The following is a 15,352-nucleotide window of genomic DNA, read 5'->3' as shown; positions in this document are numbered from 1 at the left end:
GGGGTCAGGGGGTCATGGAGCCGGGGAGCCGCTCGGCGTGATCCCGGCCAGACGCAGCAGCAGGTCCTTGACCTCGGTCGCGTCGTAGTGGTCGCGCACCTCGCCGGGTCGGGAACACAGGAGCACGGGGCCGTCGTCCGGGTGGCCGGGCAGGCGGCCGTGGCTGCCGCGTACCGGGGACGGGTCGAGGGGGACGACGCTCATGCGGTAGCGCAGGCCGAGCTTCTTGCGGGCGAGCGCAACGGCGGCGCGCAGTTTGACCTTGGGGTCCTTCGGGTCCATGAACAGCTCGGCCGGGTCGTAGCCCGGCTTGCGGTGGATCTCGACCAGACGGGCGAAGTCCGGGGCGCGGTCGTCGTCGAGCCAGTAGTAGTAGGTGAACCACGAGTCGGGCTCGGCGACGGCGACGAGGTCCCCGGCACGCGGGTGGTCGACGCCGTACGCCTTCTTGCCGGCGTCGGTGAGCACCTCGGCCACGCCGTCGGTGCCGGCCAGCAGTTCGCGGACGCGTTCGGTGTCGGCCGGGTCGGCCACGTAGACGTGGGCGACCTGGTGGTCGGCGACGGCGAAGGCGGCCGACGTCCACGGGTCGAGGTATTCCATGCCGTCCTGGGTGTGGACGTTCAGCAGCCCGGCCCGGCGCAGCACCCGGTTGACGTCCACCGCCCTGGAGACGTTGGTGATGCCGTACTCGGAGAGGGCGACCACGGTGATCTCGCGTGCGGCGGCGTCGTCCAGCAGCGGGGTGAGGACCCGGTCGACCTCGGCCGCCGCCGCGGCGGCGCGGGGATCGTCGGGCCCGTAGCGCTGCAGGTCGTAGTCGAGGTGGGGGACGTAGACGAGGCTGAGGTCGGGGGCCTGGGTGGCGAGGATGTGCCGGGCGGCGTCGACGATCCATCGGGAGGAGGTGATGGAGGCGGTCGGCCCCCAGTAGGTGAACAGCGGGAAGGTGCCGAGTTTGGCGGTGAGTTCGTCGTGCAGCTGCGGGGGGCGGGTGTAGCAGTCTGGCTCCTTGCGGCCGTCGGAGTAGTAGACCGGCCGCGGGGTGACGGTGAGGTCGACGTCGGCTCCCATGGCGTACCACCAGCAGACGTTGGCGACGCGGTAGCCGGGATGGGAGCGCCGCGCGGCGTCCCACAGCTTCTCCCCGCCGACGAGCGCGTTGTGCTGCCGCCACAGCAGTACCTCGCCGAGTTCGCGGAAGTACCAGCCGTTGCCGACGATGCCGTGGCCGGTGGCGGGCTGTCCGGTGAGCAGGGTGGACTGCACGGTGCAGGTGACGGCGGGGAACGCGGTGTCCAGGCGTGCGGTGAAGCCCGCCTCGCCCAGGGCGCGCAGCCGGGGCATGTGGGCGAGCAGCCGGGGGGTGAGGCCCACCACGTCGAGGACGAGCAGGGGGACGGGGCTCACGGGGCGACCTCCTTCAGGCCGAGAGAGATCAGATGGTCGCGGGTGAAGGCCAGTTCGGCGGCGATGCCGTCGGCGAGGGCCCCGGGGCCCCGCGGCCGGCGACCCTCGGGGAGCACACCCCAGGTGTAGGTCTCGGCCTCCACATGAGCTGTGCGCGCGGTGTCGCCGCCGAGCAGGGCGGCGAGGGTCGCCTCCAGTTCGGGGCGCGTCGTGCTCAACGGGGGCTCCGGGTCGGCGTGCAGCGGCACGTGGAAGTGGACTCGCCAGGGGCCCCGGCCGGGCAGTCCCCCGGCCAGGGCGGCGTCCAGGTCGTCCACGGCCAGGGGCGGGGCGCCCGGTTCCCCGGCAGACGTCGCCTGCCGGGGCACTGGCTCCCGGACCTGGTGCAGGAAGCGCGGCTCGGTGAAGGCGGCCAGTGCCGCTCGCGTCGCCGGGTCGGCCGGATCGCCGGCCTGCAGGGCGCAGGAGGCCTGGGCCTTGACCACCTGGAGTCCGGCCGCGTCCAGGCGGGCGAGCGCGGCGGCCGGCTCCTCGAAGCCGACCGCCAGATGGCAGGCGTCCAGGCAGACCCCGATGCGGTCGGTGTCCACGCCGGCGAGGTTCCGGGTGGCCTGAGCGGTGGTCTCGACGACGCAGCCCGGCTCGGGTTCCAGGCCGACCTTGATCGTCCGGCCCGTGTCGGCGGCGACGGTGGCCAGACCGCCGGCCAGCGAGTCGAGCGTACGGGCGGCCTCGTCCGCCCGACCGGCCGTCCACGGGGTCCGCCAGCCCAGCGGGACGGTGGAGACGCTGCCGTGCGCGGCGTCGTCGGGAAGCAGTGCCGCGAGCACCCGGGCGAGGTCGAGGGTGTAGTGCAACCTCTCGGGCGTGGTCCAGTCCGGCCGGTAGACGGCGTGCTTGACGACGGGGTCGTGGAAGCCGCGGTAGGGGAAGCCGTTGAGGGTGACGACCTCCAGGCCGCGGGCGGTCAGCTCCCGGCGGAGTCTTGCGACCTGGCCGTCGTCCGCGGCGAGGGCCGCCGCGGCGTCGCGGGCCAGCCACAGGCCCAGGCCGAGGACGGGCACACCCAGCCGCTCACGCACCGGCTCGGCGTGCCGGCCCAGTTGGGCGAGAACTCCGTCGAGGTCCTCGGCGGGGTGGACGTTGGTGCAGTACGCGAGGTGGACGACGGTGCCGTCGGGGTGGAGCAGCCGCACGGCTACACCTCCGCCCGGACGCCGCGCAGAACGGAGTTGCCCTCGAAAGTGGCGCCTGACCCGGGCGCTTCGGAGTCGTCGAGTTCCAGCTTGCCGCTCTGGCCGTAGAAGGAGACGGGATTGCGCCACAGGATCTTGTCCACGTCGTCGGTGGAGAACCCGGCGGCGAGCATGGCGTCCCCGGTCTTCCGGGTCTTCAGGGGGTCGCTGCGCCCCCAGTCCGCGGCCGAGTTGACGAGCATCCGGTCCGTGCCGTATTCGCGCAGCACGGCGACCATGCGGCGCTCGTCCATCTTGGTGTCGGGATAGATGGAGAACCCCATCCAGCAGCCCGAATCGACTACCTGACGTACCGTCACCTCATTCAGGTGATCGACGACCACGCGCTCCGGGGCGATTCCCGACTCCTTCACCACGGCGAGGGTGCGCTCGACTCCCGCGGCCTTGTCGCGGTGCGGCGTGTGGACCAGCGCCGGCAGACCGTGGGTGAGAGCGAGTTGCAGCTGGGCGGCGAACGCCTCGTCCTCCTCGGGTGTCATCGAGTCGTAGCCGATCTCACCGACGGCGACCACGCCGTCCTTGAGCAGATAGCGCGGCAGGTGCCGGAGAACCTCCGCGCAGCGCGGGTCGTTGGCCTCCTTGGGGTTGAGGGCGATCGTGCAGTGGTGCCGGACACCGAACTGGGCGGCGCGGAAGGGTTCCCAGCCGATGAGGGAGTCGAAGTAGTCCAGGAAGCTGCCCACGGAGGTGCGTGGCTGGCCGAGCCAGAACGCGGGCTCCACCAGGGCGCGTACGCCGGCCGAGTGCATCGCCTCGTAGTCGTCGGTGGTGCGCGAGGTCATGTGGATGTGCGGGTCGAAGATACGCATCACGCCTCCCGGGGGCTGGGACGGTCGGTGGTCGCGGTGGGGACGTCCGCGAGTTCCCCGTGGCCGGTCAGCGCGGCGTCCGGGAAGCGCGCGAGGAGCGGCACGATGTCGGTGGGCACGTCCCGTCCCGCGGCGGTCCGCTCCCGGGCGAACGCGGCCATCATTCGGGCCAGTTCGCTGTCCGCTCTGCCGGGCAGGCCCGGCAGGGCGGTCAGCGGGATTCCGGTGAAGACGCACTTGAGCACGCCTTGGCGGTAGGTTTCCGGGTCCAGGTGGTCGGTCGCGTAGTCGCCGAGGGCCGCCGCGATCAGCCGTGTGTCGTTGGTGCGCAGCGCGTCGCGCACCAGGGGCAGCGCGCCGTCGCCGACGGGCAGCAGCGGCAGGGCGCGCAGCACGGCGCGCCGTTCGGCCGCGTCACCGCTGCGGTAGAGCTCCCCGATCTCCTCCAGCAACGGGGTGCCGGTCAACGGGATCGCGGCCAGCAGCAGGGCCCGGGCCGCGTCGTCCACCCTCCACCCGTACGGATCGGCGGGGTCCAGCGGGCCACGTCCGCATCGCCGTCCGGCCAGGGGGAACAGGCCGCGGACGACTCCGGGTTCCGCGGTGACCGAGGCGCACGCGCCGGCGAGCCAGTCCCGGCCCTCCTCGGTCGTCCGGCCGGTCAGGGCGTCTCTGAGGCGGTCGGGTGTCATGCCATCTCCTCCTCACGGCGGACCGCTGGGTCGCACGACCGCAGGAAGTCCAGGGAGCGGCGGGCCACGCCCGGTGCGTCATGGCTGTGCCGGGGCAGTTCGACGGCGACCAGCCCGCGATAGCCGACCTCGTCGAGGGCGTCGAGGACGGGCGGGAAGTCGATCTCGCCGCTGCCGAACTCCAGATGCTCGTGCGTGCCCCGGCGCATGTCGTCGATCTGCACGTTGACCAGCCGGTTCCCGGCCCGGCGCACGCACTCGGGCACGGGGTACGGCTCCAGGCAGCGGCAGTGGCCGATGTCGAGGGTCAGGCCGAACGGCGCAGGGTCGCCGAGCGCCGCGGCCAGCCTGGTGTACTCGTCGACGGACTCCACCAGCATCCCCGGTTCGGGTTCGAAGCCGAGGAGGACGCCCGCCTCCTCCGCCGCCTCGACGACCTCGGCGCATCCGGCGACCAGACGGTCCCAGGCCGCCCGCGGGCCGAGTGCCGCGGGCCTGACGCCGGCCCAGAAGGAGACGGCCTGGGCCCCGAGGTCGGCACCGACGGCCACGGCCCGGCGCAGGAAGTCCACCCTGCGTTCCCGTCCTTCGGCCGCGAGCAGGGTGGGCTCGTGCTTGTGCCAGGGATCGAGCAGGTAACGGGCTCCGGTCTCGATCACCACACTGAGCCCGAGACCGTCGAGACGCTTGGCGAGGGCCGCCGTACGCGCGGCCAGGCCGGGCGCGAACGGATCGAGGTGGTGGTGGTCGAGGGTGAGCGCCACACCGTCGTAGCCCAGGTCCGCGATGACGGCGAGCGCGTCCTCCAGCCGGTGGTTGGAGAAGCCGTTGGTGCCGAACCCGTATCGCAGGACGGGCTCGGCCGGCGTGCTGTCGCGCAGACGTGGTTCGATCATGTCGCGGACACCCGCCTGGACAGGGCCCGGGCCAACGGGAAGACCGCGACGAGCGGAAGCGCGGAACGGACCGAGCCCGCGCCCGCGGTGAGCGCGGCCTGGAGCGGGATCAGGCCGAGGATCCCCGCGCCCACGGCCCCGCGGACCCTTCCCGGCGAGGGATCCGCGACGGCCCGCGCCTGGGCGCGGCCCGCCGTCGCGCCGTACGCGACGAGCCCGCCCGCGACCGCCAGGCGGTGTCCGCGGCCCCTGCCCTGCCGCGCCGGACCGTCGCGGAGCGCCGTGGCGGCCGCGGCCGCCACGGCTCCGGTGGCGGCGAGTGTCATCCGGGGCAGCCACGGTTCCGCTCCCGTGACCTCGGCGCGGCTGAGCGCGGTGACGGCGAGGGTGTGCCCGGCAACGGTCGCGGCCGCCGGGAGGGCGGGCCGTATCCGGCCTCCGCGGGCGCCGAGCAGCACGTCGAGTCCCCGGGCCGTCGCCATCACCGCGGGACCCGACGGCCGGGACTTGGCCCACAGGTCGTAGCCCCAGACGGTCGCCGCGAGGGGCACGGCGACCGTCAGCGCGCGACGGCCCTCGGCGGCCGCGGCCAGGCCGAGGGCGACCGCGGTCAGGGTCACGGCGGTGCCCAGGGCGACTGGTGCGCTCACGCGGCCCGAGGGGATGGGCCGCTCGGGACGTTCGACGGCGTCCAGGTCGCGGTCGGCCCAGTCGTTGAGCGCCATCCCGGCCCAGTACAGGCAGACCGAGGAGGCGGCCAGACCGGCGACGGCCACGTCGGGGCGACGGCCCGCGGCGGCCGCTCCCGCCAGGACGTCTCCCGGCACGGTGAACGCGGCCGGGGCACGTACCAGTTCGGCCAGGTCCCGCAGGCGTCGGCCCGGCGGCGGTGTCACGGCCGGAGCGGACGCGAGGGCCGCGGATCCCGGACGCGGGGCCCCGGGCGGGCCGTTGTGGGACCCGGCGTCACCGCCCGCCCGCCGGACCGCGCGTGGGCCGAACCGGAGCGCGGAGGGGCGGATCACCGCCGGCCCCCGAGCCCGGCGGCGAAGGTACGCAGTGTCTCGTACTGGCTCATCACGGCGTGCTCATCGCTGCCGACGGGATCCTTGAAGAAGAAGGCCAGCTCGCCGAGGGGACCGAAGATCCCCCGCTCATGAGCCCGGGCCGCCAGCCGGGCCAGGTCGAGTACCAGCGGCGCGGCCAGTGCCGAGTCACAACCGGCCCAGGTGAACTGCAGATTCATCCGCACCCCGAGGAACCCCTCGAACGTCACGTGGTCCCAGGCGGTCTTCCAGTCGCCGAGGGAGGGCACGTAGTCGATGTGTACCTCGCCCTCGACCGGGTGCCCCAGCGTCTCCGCGAGCACCCGCTGCTTGGAGACCGCCTTGCTGGCCATCGCGGCCGGATCGGCGAGCGTCTCGCCGTCACCGCCGCCGAGCAGGTTCGTGCCGGACCAGGTCCGCACCCGCAGGCCCCGGGCGGCGAACATGGGCCCGAGGGTCGCCTTGAGCAGGGTCTCCCCGGTCTTGCCGTCGTTCCCGGCGTACGGCAGGCCGGCTTTCCCGGCCAGTTCCTCCAGAGCGGGGATCCGCATGCCGGCGGACGGCGTGAAGTCGACGTGGGCGCACCCGGCGTCGATCGCGGCCAGGGCGTACAGGGAGCTGGGCGGCAGCACGTTCTCACCGGCGGCCAGCGCGGCACGCAGGGCTTCGGCCGAGACGTGCGCCGGATGCTCCGGCACGACCGGTTCGGTCGAGGTCACGTTGACGACGACCACCCGTGCCAGGCCGTGCCGCTCGCGGAAGGCGTCGATGTCGGCGCGTATCGCCCCGGCGGCGTCCGACTGGCTCAAGTCGCCGTCCGGGAGCGGGGCCGGGCGTATCTCGGCGTCGGCGGCGGCCAGGTCGCCGTGGACGAGAGCGGGCAGCCCGTGGGGCAGGACCCCGGCCGCGACCAGCTGCTCGGCCCGCTTCGGCAGCGGCGTGCAGGCCACATCGTGCCCGCCGAAGACCAGGTCCGACATGGCGGGCAGGCCGGCATCGGGGAACCCCGGCTGCTCGGTGACGCATCCGGTCGGCCCGGCCAGCCCCGCCCGCAGAGCGGCCGTGCCGGCGACGACCGTGGTGGCCACCGATCCACGCGCCCCCGCCAACCAGACACCCGTGCGACTGCGCTGATCTGGCATCTCGTCACCTCCGTCGGCCGGGCGCGGTCGCGCCCCGCTGGCTCGTTCCTCGCTGTCGATGTCGCTGCCCCCTGTCGGCTGCTTTTGGTCCCCTCCGTGCCCGTCGTCCGGGCACGGAGAGGAACCGGGGCCCCGCGCCTCCCTCGGACGGCGGGCGCGCTGGGGCACGTGGACGCCGGTCAGTCGGTGCTTTCCGGGTCGCAGTTGAACTTCGCCGTACCGGCCGTCATCTCGATGCCGCCGAGGATGTGCGACAGGAACAGCGGGTCGGTGTAACTCTCCGACGTATGACCCATGCCGGTGTAGAAGGACCGGCCGCCGTCGTACGGGTGGCACCACGAGATGGGGTGGTCCGCGCCCATCGAGCCGCCCGTGTAACCGACCGGGTTGTACGTCCTCTCGTCCAGCGTGGCCAGGACACGCACGTCCGGCCGGGGATCGGAGCGGTAGTTGTACCACTCGTCGGTGCGGGTCCAGCGGTTCGGCAGATCCTTCGTGGCCGCGGTGCCCTGGCCCACGACGTTCACGGTCGCCTGCTGGATCGCCGGGTGGTCCCTGAAGTACGCGCCGACCAGGCCGCCGTACCAGGCCCAGGTGTAGCCGGAGTCGGCGGCGGCGTGGATGCCGACGAAGCCGCCGCCGTGCTCGATGTAGCGCTGGAAGGCGTCCTTCTCGGACTGTTGGTCCAGCGGGTCGCCCGTGGTGGAGAGGAAGACGACCGCCTGGTACTTCGCCAGGTCGGTGTCGTTGAACCGTGTGGCGTCCTCGGTCGCGTCGACCGCGAAGCCGTGCTCCTGGCCGAGCTTCTCGATCGCCGCGATCCCGTCGGGGATGGAGGCGTGCCGGTAGCCGGTGGTCTTGGAAAACACCAGCACTCTGAAGGCGGGTGCGGCGGCGTGCGCGGTGGTGGCGCTGGTGGCCGCGAGCGGCAGGGCCAGAGCGGCCGCCGACAGCAGCGCAACGATACCTCTGCGGGACATCATCAACCTTTCGTGACCTGATCTCGGGGACGGTGGATGCCGGCTCAGCTGAAGGCGCCGGGAAGGTACTGGTCGACGTTCTCCTTGGTCACGGTGGCGGAGAACAGGGTGAGTGAGGACGGCAGGTCCTGCCCGACGAGGTCGCTCATGCCCTTGTGCTGGGCGACGAGCCGGGCGAGCTTGACCGCCGAGGCGGACATGTTGGACGGGTAGACGACCGTGGCCTTGAGCACGGAGTCGTCGGCCTTGATCTCCTGCATGGCGTGCTTGGAGCCGGCGCCGCCGACCATGAAGAACTCGCTCCGGTTCGCCTGCTTGATGGCCGCCTCGACGCCGATGCCCTGGTCGTCGTCGTGGTTCCACACCGCGTCGAGGTGCGAGCGTGCCTGAAGTACGTTGCTCATCACCTGCTGACCCGAGTCCGCGGTGAAGTTTGCGGCCTGCCGGATCCCCACGTGGAAGCCGTACTTGGCCAGGCCCCGCTTGAACCCGGCGCTGCGCTGCTTGGTGAGTTCGAGGTTGTCGATGCCGGCGATCTCGCCGATCACGGGCGCGGAGGCACCTTTGGCCTTGAGGGTCCTGCCGATGTAGAGGCCGGCGTTGAGACCCATGCCGAAGTTGTCGCCGCCGACCCACGCCCGGTACGCGAGGGGAGAGTCGAAGACCCGGTCGACGTTGATGACGGGGATGCCCGCGTCCATCGCCTGCTGGGCCACGGCGGTCAGCGCCTTGCCGTCGAAGGGCAGGATGACCAGGGCGTCCACCTTCTTGCCGATCAGCGTCTGGACCTGGCTGATCTGCGCGTTGACGTCGTTGGTGCCCTCGACGGCCTCGAAGTGCACGTCGGAGTACTGCTTCGCCTGCGCCATGGCGTTCTTGGTGATGGCGGCCATCCAGCCGTGGTCGGCTGCCGGGGCCGAGAAGCCGATCGACACCTGCTTGCCCGACTTGTCGTTGTCGGTACCGGCCTTGCCCGCCGCGTTCACGTCGCTGGTGGAGGCGTCGCTCTGGTTGCTGGTGCAGCCGGCGATCAAGGCTCCGCCACCGAGTACGGCGCCGCCGAGGAGGAGCCTTCTGCGGTCCAGTCCGCCGAGTCCGCGCTTGTCCATCTCGTAAGTCCTTCCAGTCACGGGGTCCTGCCTGGGTCGTGCCTGCCGTGGTCGATGCGGACGTGCCGCGCGGGGGGGCCGGGGGCGGCGCGGGCGGCGGCAGCGGGGCCGGGTCCGCCGTCCGCGCCGCCGCTACGGGGCGGCGGTTCTCCGGCCGCGCCGCTGGATCAGCACGGCGGCGACGATGATCAGGCCCTTGGCGATCTGCTGGATGTCGGTGGTGAGGTTGTTCAGCACGAAGATGTTGGTGATCGTGGTGAACACGAGGACGCCCAGGATCGAGCCGACGAGCGAGCCGCGGCCGCCGGTCAGCAGGGTGCCGCCGATGATCACCGCGGCGATCGAGTCCAGTTCGTACAGGTCGCCGAGGTTGCTGGCCCCGGAGGTGGTCCGCGCGGTCAGCATGATCGCGGCGATGCCGCAGCACAGGCCCGACAGGACGTAGAGCAGCACGGTGTGACGGCGCACGTCGAGGCCGGCGAGGCGCGCGGCCTCCTGGTTGCCGCCGATGGCGAACGTCCGGCGGCCGAAGGTGGTGCGGTTGAGCAGCACCCAGCCGAAGAGCACGGCCACCGCCAGGATGTAGACCAGCAGCGGAATGCCGAGGAACCGGGTGGAGGCGATGGAGTTGAACGACTCGACCGTGACCACCTGGGACTGCCGGTCGGAGATCCGCTCGGCCAGTCCGCGGGCGCTCGCCATCATGGCGATCGTGACGATGAACGCCACGATGTTGCCGTAGGCGATGATCAGGCCGTTGACGAGGCCGACGACCGCGCCCACGGCGAGCGCGCAGAAGACCATGCCGCCGAGTCCGAAGGACTGGGTGGCCACGGTGGTGCACCACACGGAGCCGAGCGCCACGATCGCGCCGACGGACAGGTCGATGCCGCCGCCGATGATGACGAAGGTCTGACCGATCGTGATGACCCCGATGACGGCCGCGCTGGTGAGGATGACCAGGGCGTTCTGGCTGGTCGCGAAGTTGTCCGAGGTCAGCGCGCCGACGACGCACAGCAGGACGAGGACGACGAACAGGCCGAGGTTGCGCACCCGGCCCATGTGCCCGAGGAGGGCGGGTCCGCTGCTGCCCTTGCCCGGGGACGAGCCGGTCTGCCGGACGGGTCCGGCCGGGGATCCCTGGCCGGTGGCGGGCAGCGGACCGCTCCCGCCGGGGGGACTGGTCTGCTGGCTCACACGGAGCTCCCTTCCATGACGAGGTCGAGCACTTTCGATTCGTCGAGGTCCAGGGCGCCGGCCTCGCGGACCACCCGCCCTTCGCGCATGACGAGGACGCGGTCGGCGAGGCCGAGGACCTCGGGCACCTCGCTGGAGACGAGGAGCACACCGACTCCCGAATCGGCGAGCCGCCGGATGAGCGCGTAGAGCTCCGCCCGCGCTCCGACGTCCACTCCGCGGGTGGGCTCGTCGAGCAGCAGCAGACGGCAGTCGGTGAGCAGCCAGCGGGCGACGACGGCCTTCTGCTGGTTGCCGCCGGAAAGGGTGCGCACCGGCCGGGTCGGGTCGGGGGGCCGCAGGTCGAGCCTGCGGACCGCGTCCGTCGTGGCGCTCAATTCGGTGCGGGCGTCGACGAAACCGGCGCGGGCGAACCGTCGCAGCGAGGACATGGAAACGTTGTGGGCGATGGAGGAGTGCAGGAACAGCGCCTGGCTCTTGCGCTCCTCCGGGGCGAGTCCGAGGCCCGCCCGGACGGCGGCGGTGATGCTGCCGGGCCGCAGGGCGGATCCGGCCACGCGGATGCGCCCGGAGGCCGGACGCCGGGCTCCGTAGACCGTTTCGAGGATCTCCGAGCGGCCGGAGCCGACCAGGCCCGCCAGCCCGACGATCTCGCCGGCCCGGACGTCGAAGGAGATGTCGTGGAACTCCCCCGGGCGGCTGATGTGTTCGACCTCCAGAAGCACCGGCCGCTCGTCCGGGTCGGGGCGTTGGGCCCTCGGCGGGAAGGCGTACTCGACGGTGCGGCCGGTCATCAGCGAGACCAGCTCGGCGGTGGGTGTGCTTCGCGCCGGCAGTCCCCGGGCGACCGTGCGGCCGTCCTTGAGGACGGTGACGCGGTCCCCGATCCGGCGGATCTCCTCCATGCGGTGGGAGATGTAGACGACCGCCACGCCGGCCGCGGTGAGGTCGCCGATGACGCGGAAGAGGTTGTCGACCTCGTCGTGGGCGAGGACGGCGGACGGCTCGTCCATGATGATGAGCCTCGCCTCGTGCGAGAGGGCACGAGCCATGGACACGAGCTGCTTGCCGGCCGCGGACAGCTCACCCACCTCACGCGTGACGGGGATCTCCGGATGCCCGAGCCTGCGCAGGAGTCGCCGTGCGGCGTCGTGCATCCGCGAGCGCTGGGCGAACCCCAGCCGGGACTGCTCGTGTCCCAGGTAGATGTTCTCCGCCACGGACAGGCCGTCGGCCAGGTCGAGTTCCTGGTAGATGGTGGCGATCCCGTGGCGCATGGCGGCCGTCGGGGTCGGGAGCGTCACCGGTTCGCCCTCCCAGGCGATGCGCCCCTCGTCGGGCTGGTGGGCTCCGGAGAGGACCTTGATGAGCGTGGACTTGCCGGCCCCGTTCTGGCCCAGCAGGCAGTGCACTTCTCCGGCGACCACGTCGAGGTCCACGCCGTCGAGGGCCCGGACGCCGGGGAACTCCTTGACGACGCCTTGCATCTCGAGCAGCGGGGCACTCATGGGTCTCCCTCTGATGCGATGTCCGCCGGCCCTCGAAGGCACATGACGGTACGTCAACTTGGCGATGGCGCTGATCCGTTACTTCCCTCACGGAAGCCCTCGGCGAGGAGGCCCCTGAGGGGACTCGGGTGGTTCCGGCCGGGCTTTCCCTGTCGCCCGTCGGGCTGAGAGGAAGGTAGTTCTCGCGACGTTGTTTGAGAAGGGTTCGCGAACCTTCCGAGCCCTTCGTGGCCAGAAGCGGCAACTTCTGTTTAACGCATTGAGCAACCGGCATCGGGGTACGTTCGCAATACGAGGGATTTCCCGCCGTGTGCCGAGGTGGCGGGACGCGACGCGCCCTGGTCACCGGCCCGCCTGCCTGGGAGAACCGCGGATCGGCGAGGTCCGGCGCGCCGCACCCCAGAGGACACGCGGAACTCCTCACGGCAATGGCGCACGAAGCTCGTGAGGAGGCAGGCGGCTATTTCCGGAGTGCATGGCCGACCATGCCCGGAATTTCACCGATGCCTGCCCTACGGCCGTTCACACCGGTGAGTCGCGACGGGCCTTTTCGACCGGCGACTGAAAACTGTTCGACGGATCGGATTTCCGTCCGGAGTTTCCTTGAAATCCTCCTTTGTGGGCGCAGTGCGCGGATCGGTTGCCGGCGTTCGGCCGTGCACGGTGCGCGGCGCCGGCCGGGCCACGGGGGCGGCCGGCGTCGCGGAGTACGGTCAGGGCACGACCACCACGGGGGCGGCGGTCCCCGACGGCATCGGTGGGCTCCCCTGCGGAACTCCCCCGTGCGCGACGGGCGTCCATACGCTGCCGTTCGCGGCGCTGTGCTCCACGGCGGCCAGCACCCGTTGCACCTGCAGCCCGTCGTCGAAGGACGGCTCGGGGTCGCGGCCCTCGGCGATGGCGTGCAGCAGGTCGCGCGCCTGGTGCACGAAGGTGTGGTCGTAGCCGAGTCCGTGACCCGCCGGCCACCAGCCCTCGAGATAGGGGTGGTCGGGCTCGGTGACCAGGATCCGCCGGAAGCCCGCCGTCGTGGCCGGCTCGGTGTGGTCGTGGAAATCCAGTTCGTTGAGACGCTCCAGATCGAAGGCGATGCTGCCCCGGTCGCCGTTGATCTCGATGCGCAGGGCGTTCTTCCGGCCGGCGGCGACCCGCGTGGCCTCGAAGGACGCGACGGCGCCCGAAGGGAACCGTGCGGTGAACAGCGCGGCGTCGTCCACCGTGACGGGGCCGCGCGGCGCCGTCCCGTCGGCGACGGCCGCGAGCCCCGACGAAGCCGTGGGCAGCGGGCGTTCGCGGACGAACGTCTCGGTGAGGGCGGAGACCCCCGACAGCCGCTCCCCGGCGAGGAACTGGGCGAGGTCGACGATGTGGGCGCCGAGGTCGCCCAGCGCGCCGGAGCCGGCGTGCTCGCGCTGCAGCCGCCACACCAGGGGGAACTCCGGATCCACGATCCAGTCCTGGAGATACTGTGCCCGTACGTGCCGCAGGCTGCCGAGGCGGCCTCCGGCGATCAGTCGCCGGGCGAGGGCGAGAGCCGGTGTGCGCCGGTAGCTGAACCCCACCATGGAGCGCACGCCGCGACGTGAGGCGACGGCCGCGGCGGCGGCCATCGCCTCCGCCTCCTCGACGGTGTTGGCGAGCGGTTTCTCGCACAGCACGTGCTTCCCGGCCTCCAGCGCCGCGATCGCGATCTCGGCATGGCTGGAGCCGGGGGTGCAGATGTCCACCAGCTGAACGTCGGGGCGGGCGATCAGGGCCCGCCAGTCGGTCTCGGTCGCGGCCCAGACCTGGCGCCGGGCAGCCTCCTCCAAGGCGGCTTGCTCGCGTCCGGCGAGGGCGGCCATGACCGGGCGCATGGGCAGATCGAAGGCGCAGGCGGCGGTACGCCAGGCATGTGAGTGCGCGCGGCCCATGAAGGCGTATCCGACCATGCCCACCCCGATGGTGGGCGAGCCGTTCTGACTGTCCATAGGCGCTCCTGGGATGCTTGTGGGCGCGGGCGACGGACGCGGGAACACGCCCGTTCACCGGGCACGGATTCCGGCCGCGCGGGGGCGCGTCAGGCCGGTGAGAAGATGTGGTCGCTGATCAGTCGCGTGGCGCCGACGACACCGGCGATCTGGCCGAGCTCGCCGAGGACGATCGGCAGGTTGCCGGTCGCCAACGGCAGGGACTGCCGGTAGACCTGAGTGCGGATGCTGGCCAGGAGGGTGTGCCCCAGCCCGGTGAGCCCTCCCCCGATGACCACCAGGCCGGGGTTGAAGAAGCTGACCAGGCCCGCGATGACCTGACCGGTGCGGCTTCCGCCCATGCGGATCAGTTCGAGGGCCGCGGCGTCCCCGGCGCCGGCGGCCGCCGACACGTCCTCAGGGGTCAGCCGTCCTGCCGCCTCGAGCCGCCCGGCCAGCTCCGCCGAACGGCCCGCCTCGGCCATCGTGGTCGCGTCGCGCACCAGGGCGTTGCCGCCGAAGTGCGCCTCCAGACAACCGATGTTGCCGCAGGCGCACGGTGGCCCGTCCGGGTCCACCTGGATGTGGCCGATGTCGCCGGCACTGCCGGTGACCCCGCGGTGGACCTCGCCGCCGACCACGATGCCGCAGCCGATACCGGTCCCGATCTTGACGCACAGGAAGTCGCGTACGGACCGGGCGACACCGGCCTGCTGCTCGCCGAGGGCCATCAGGTTCACGTCGTTGTCGACGAGGACGGGGCAGCCGAGCTCCTGGCTCAGCGCCTCGCGGACGGGGAAGCCGTCCCAGCCAGGCATGATCGGCGGTGCGACGGGGACCCCCTCGGGGAACCGGACGGGCCCCGGCACGCCGATCCCGGCGCCGTCGAAGTGCTCCGCCAGCCCGGCCTCGCGCAGCTTGGCGGCCAGGGCGAGCACCCGCTCGAACACGGCGACCGGGCCCTCACGCACGTCCAGCGGCTCGGACAAGTGGCCGAGGACGTCCAGCTCCGCGTTGGTGACCGCGGCGTCCACGGAGGTGGCACCGATGTCCACGCCGAGGAACCGCAGCGAGGGGGCGATCCGGACGTTGTGCGAGCGGCGGCCGCCGCGGGAGGCGGCGAGACCGTCCTGGACGACGAGGCCCGTCTCCAGCAGCCGGTCGATCTCGACCGCGAGCTTGGATCGCGACAGGTCGACCCGGTCGCCCAGGGCGACCCGGGACTGCGGACCGAGGTCGCGCAGCAGACGGAGCAGCCTGGCCTGATGGACATTGGCCGGTCGAGCCGTCATACGCCTCACGCCGCCCCTCCCGTCGTCGCCGGAGTCGTACGCACACCCGGCACTTCGGGGCGCGAC

General features: G+C 72.3%; 13 protein-coding genes. All 13 read right to left on the bottom strand.

Features of this window, described 5'->3' with window-relative positions:
* Nucleotides 1-12: 12 nt before the first annotated feature.
* Nucleotides 13-1,410, bottom strand: coding sequence for an alkaline phosphatase family protein (locus tag ACF1A5_RS12090; RefSeq protein ID WP_392192726.1), 1,398 nt, complete (start codon nucleotides 1,408-1,410; stop codon nucleotides 13-15).
* The gene (gene eboE, locus ACF1A5_RS12085; RefSeq protein WP_392192725.1) at nucleotides 1,407-2,606 is read right to left on the bottom strand and encodes a metabolite traffic protein EboE; all 1,200 of its coding nucleotides are present in this window, start codon (nucleotides 2,604-2,606) and stop codon (nucleotides 1,407-1,409) included. Before eboE ends, ACF1A5_RS12090 begins: the two co-directional genes overlap by 4 nt.
* A gap of 2 nt (nucleotides 2,607-2,608) precedes the next feature.
* On the bottom strand, nucleotides 2,609-3,475 hold the full coding sequence (locus tag ACF1A5_RS12080) for a TatD family hydrolase (protein ID WP_392192724.1): 867 nt from the start codon (nucleotides 3,473-3,475) through the stop codon (nucleotides 2,609-2,611).
* Entirely contained in the window at nucleotides 3,475-4,167 is a 693-nt protein-coding gene (locus ACF1A5_RS12075) for an EboA domain-containing protein (protein WP_392192723.1), read from the bottom strand. Before ACF1A5_RS12075 ends, ACF1A5_RS12080 begins: the two co-directional genes overlap by 1 nt.
* Nucleotides 4,164-5,063 carry a sugar phosphate isomerase/epimerase family protein gene (locus ACF1A5_RS12070; RefSeq protein ID WP_392192722.1) on the bottom strand — a complete coding sequence of 300 codons (900 nt, stop codon included), beginning with the start codon at nucleotides 5,061-5,063 and terminating at the stop codon, nucleotides 4,164-4,166. Before ACF1A5_RS12070 ends, ACF1A5_RS12075 begins: the two co-directional genes overlap by 4 nt.
* On the bottom strand, nucleotides 5,060-5,959 hold the full coding sequence (locus ACF1A5_RS12065; protein ID WP_392192721.1) for an SCO3242 family prenyltransferase: 900 nt from the start codon (nucleotides 5,957-5,959) through the stop codon (nucleotides 5,060-5,062). The genes ACF1A5_RS12070 and ACF1A5_RS12065 overlap by 4 nt, the downstream gene beginning before the upstream one ends.
* A gap of 125 nt (nucleotides 5,960-6,084) precedes the next feature.
* Nucleotides 6,085-7,251, bottom strand: a complete 1,167-nt coding sequence (locus ACF1A5_RS12060) for an inositol-3-phosphate synthase (RefSeq protein WP_392192720.1) — start codon at nucleotides 7,249-7,251, stop codon at nucleotides 6,085-6,087.
* Between the two features lie 179 nt (nucleotides 7,252-7,430).
* Nucleotides 7,431-8,231: a ThuA domain-containing protein gene (locus ACF1A5_RS12055; RefSeq protein ID WP_392192719.1), complete on the bottom strand. Its 801-nt coding sequence runs from the start codon at nucleotides 8,229-8,231 to the stop codon at nucleotides 7,431-7,433.
* Nucleotides 8,232-8,275: 44 nt separating this feature from the next.
* Nucleotides 8,276-9,340: a substrate-binding domain-containing protein gene (locus ACF1A5_RS12050; protein ID WP_392192718.1), complete on the bottom strand. Its 1,065-nt coding sequence runs from the start codon at nucleotides 9,338-9,340 to the stop codon at nucleotides 8,276-8,278.
* A 132-nt stretch (nucleotides 9,341-9,472) separates the two neighbouring features.
* Nucleotides 9,473-10,537, bottom strand: coding sequence for an ABC transporter permease (locus ACF1A5_RS12045; protein ID WP_392192717.1), 1,065 nt, complete (start codon nucleotides 10,535-10,537; stop codon nucleotides 9,473-9,475).
* Complete coding sequence (locus ACF1A5_RS12040; protein WP_392192716.1) at nucleotides 10,534-12,045, bottom strand: sugar ABC transporter ATP-binding protein; 1,512 nt, start codon at nucleotides 12,043-12,045, stop codon at nucleotides 10,534-10,536. Before ACF1A5_RS12040 ends, ACF1A5_RS12045 begins: the two co-directional genes overlap by 4 nt.
* 713 nt (nucleotides 12,046-12,758) lie before the next feature.
* Nucleotides 12,759-14,015, bottom strand: a complete 1,257-nt coding sequence (locus ACF1A5_RS12035) for a Gfo/Idh/MocA family protein (RefSeq protein ID WP_392192715.1) — start codon at nucleotides 14,013-14,015, stop codon at nucleotides 12,759-12,761.
* A gap of 89 nt (nucleotides 14,016-14,104) precedes the next feature.
* Complete coding sequence (locus tag ACF1A5_RS12030; protein WP_392192714.1) at nucleotides 14,105-15,286, bottom strand: ROK family protein; 1,182 nt, start codon at nucleotides 15,284-15,286, stop codon at nucleotides 14,105-14,107.
* Nucleotides 15,287-15,352: the final 66 nt, after the last annotated feature.

This window comes from Streptomyces sp. NPDC014864 (assembly GCF_043081525.1).
In the GTDB taxonomy this organism is placed as follows: domain Bacteria; phylum Actinomycetota; class Actinomycetes; order Streptomycetales; family Streptomycetaceae; genus Streptomyces.
This window is presented reverse-complemented; position numbering and strand designations above follow the sequence as displayed.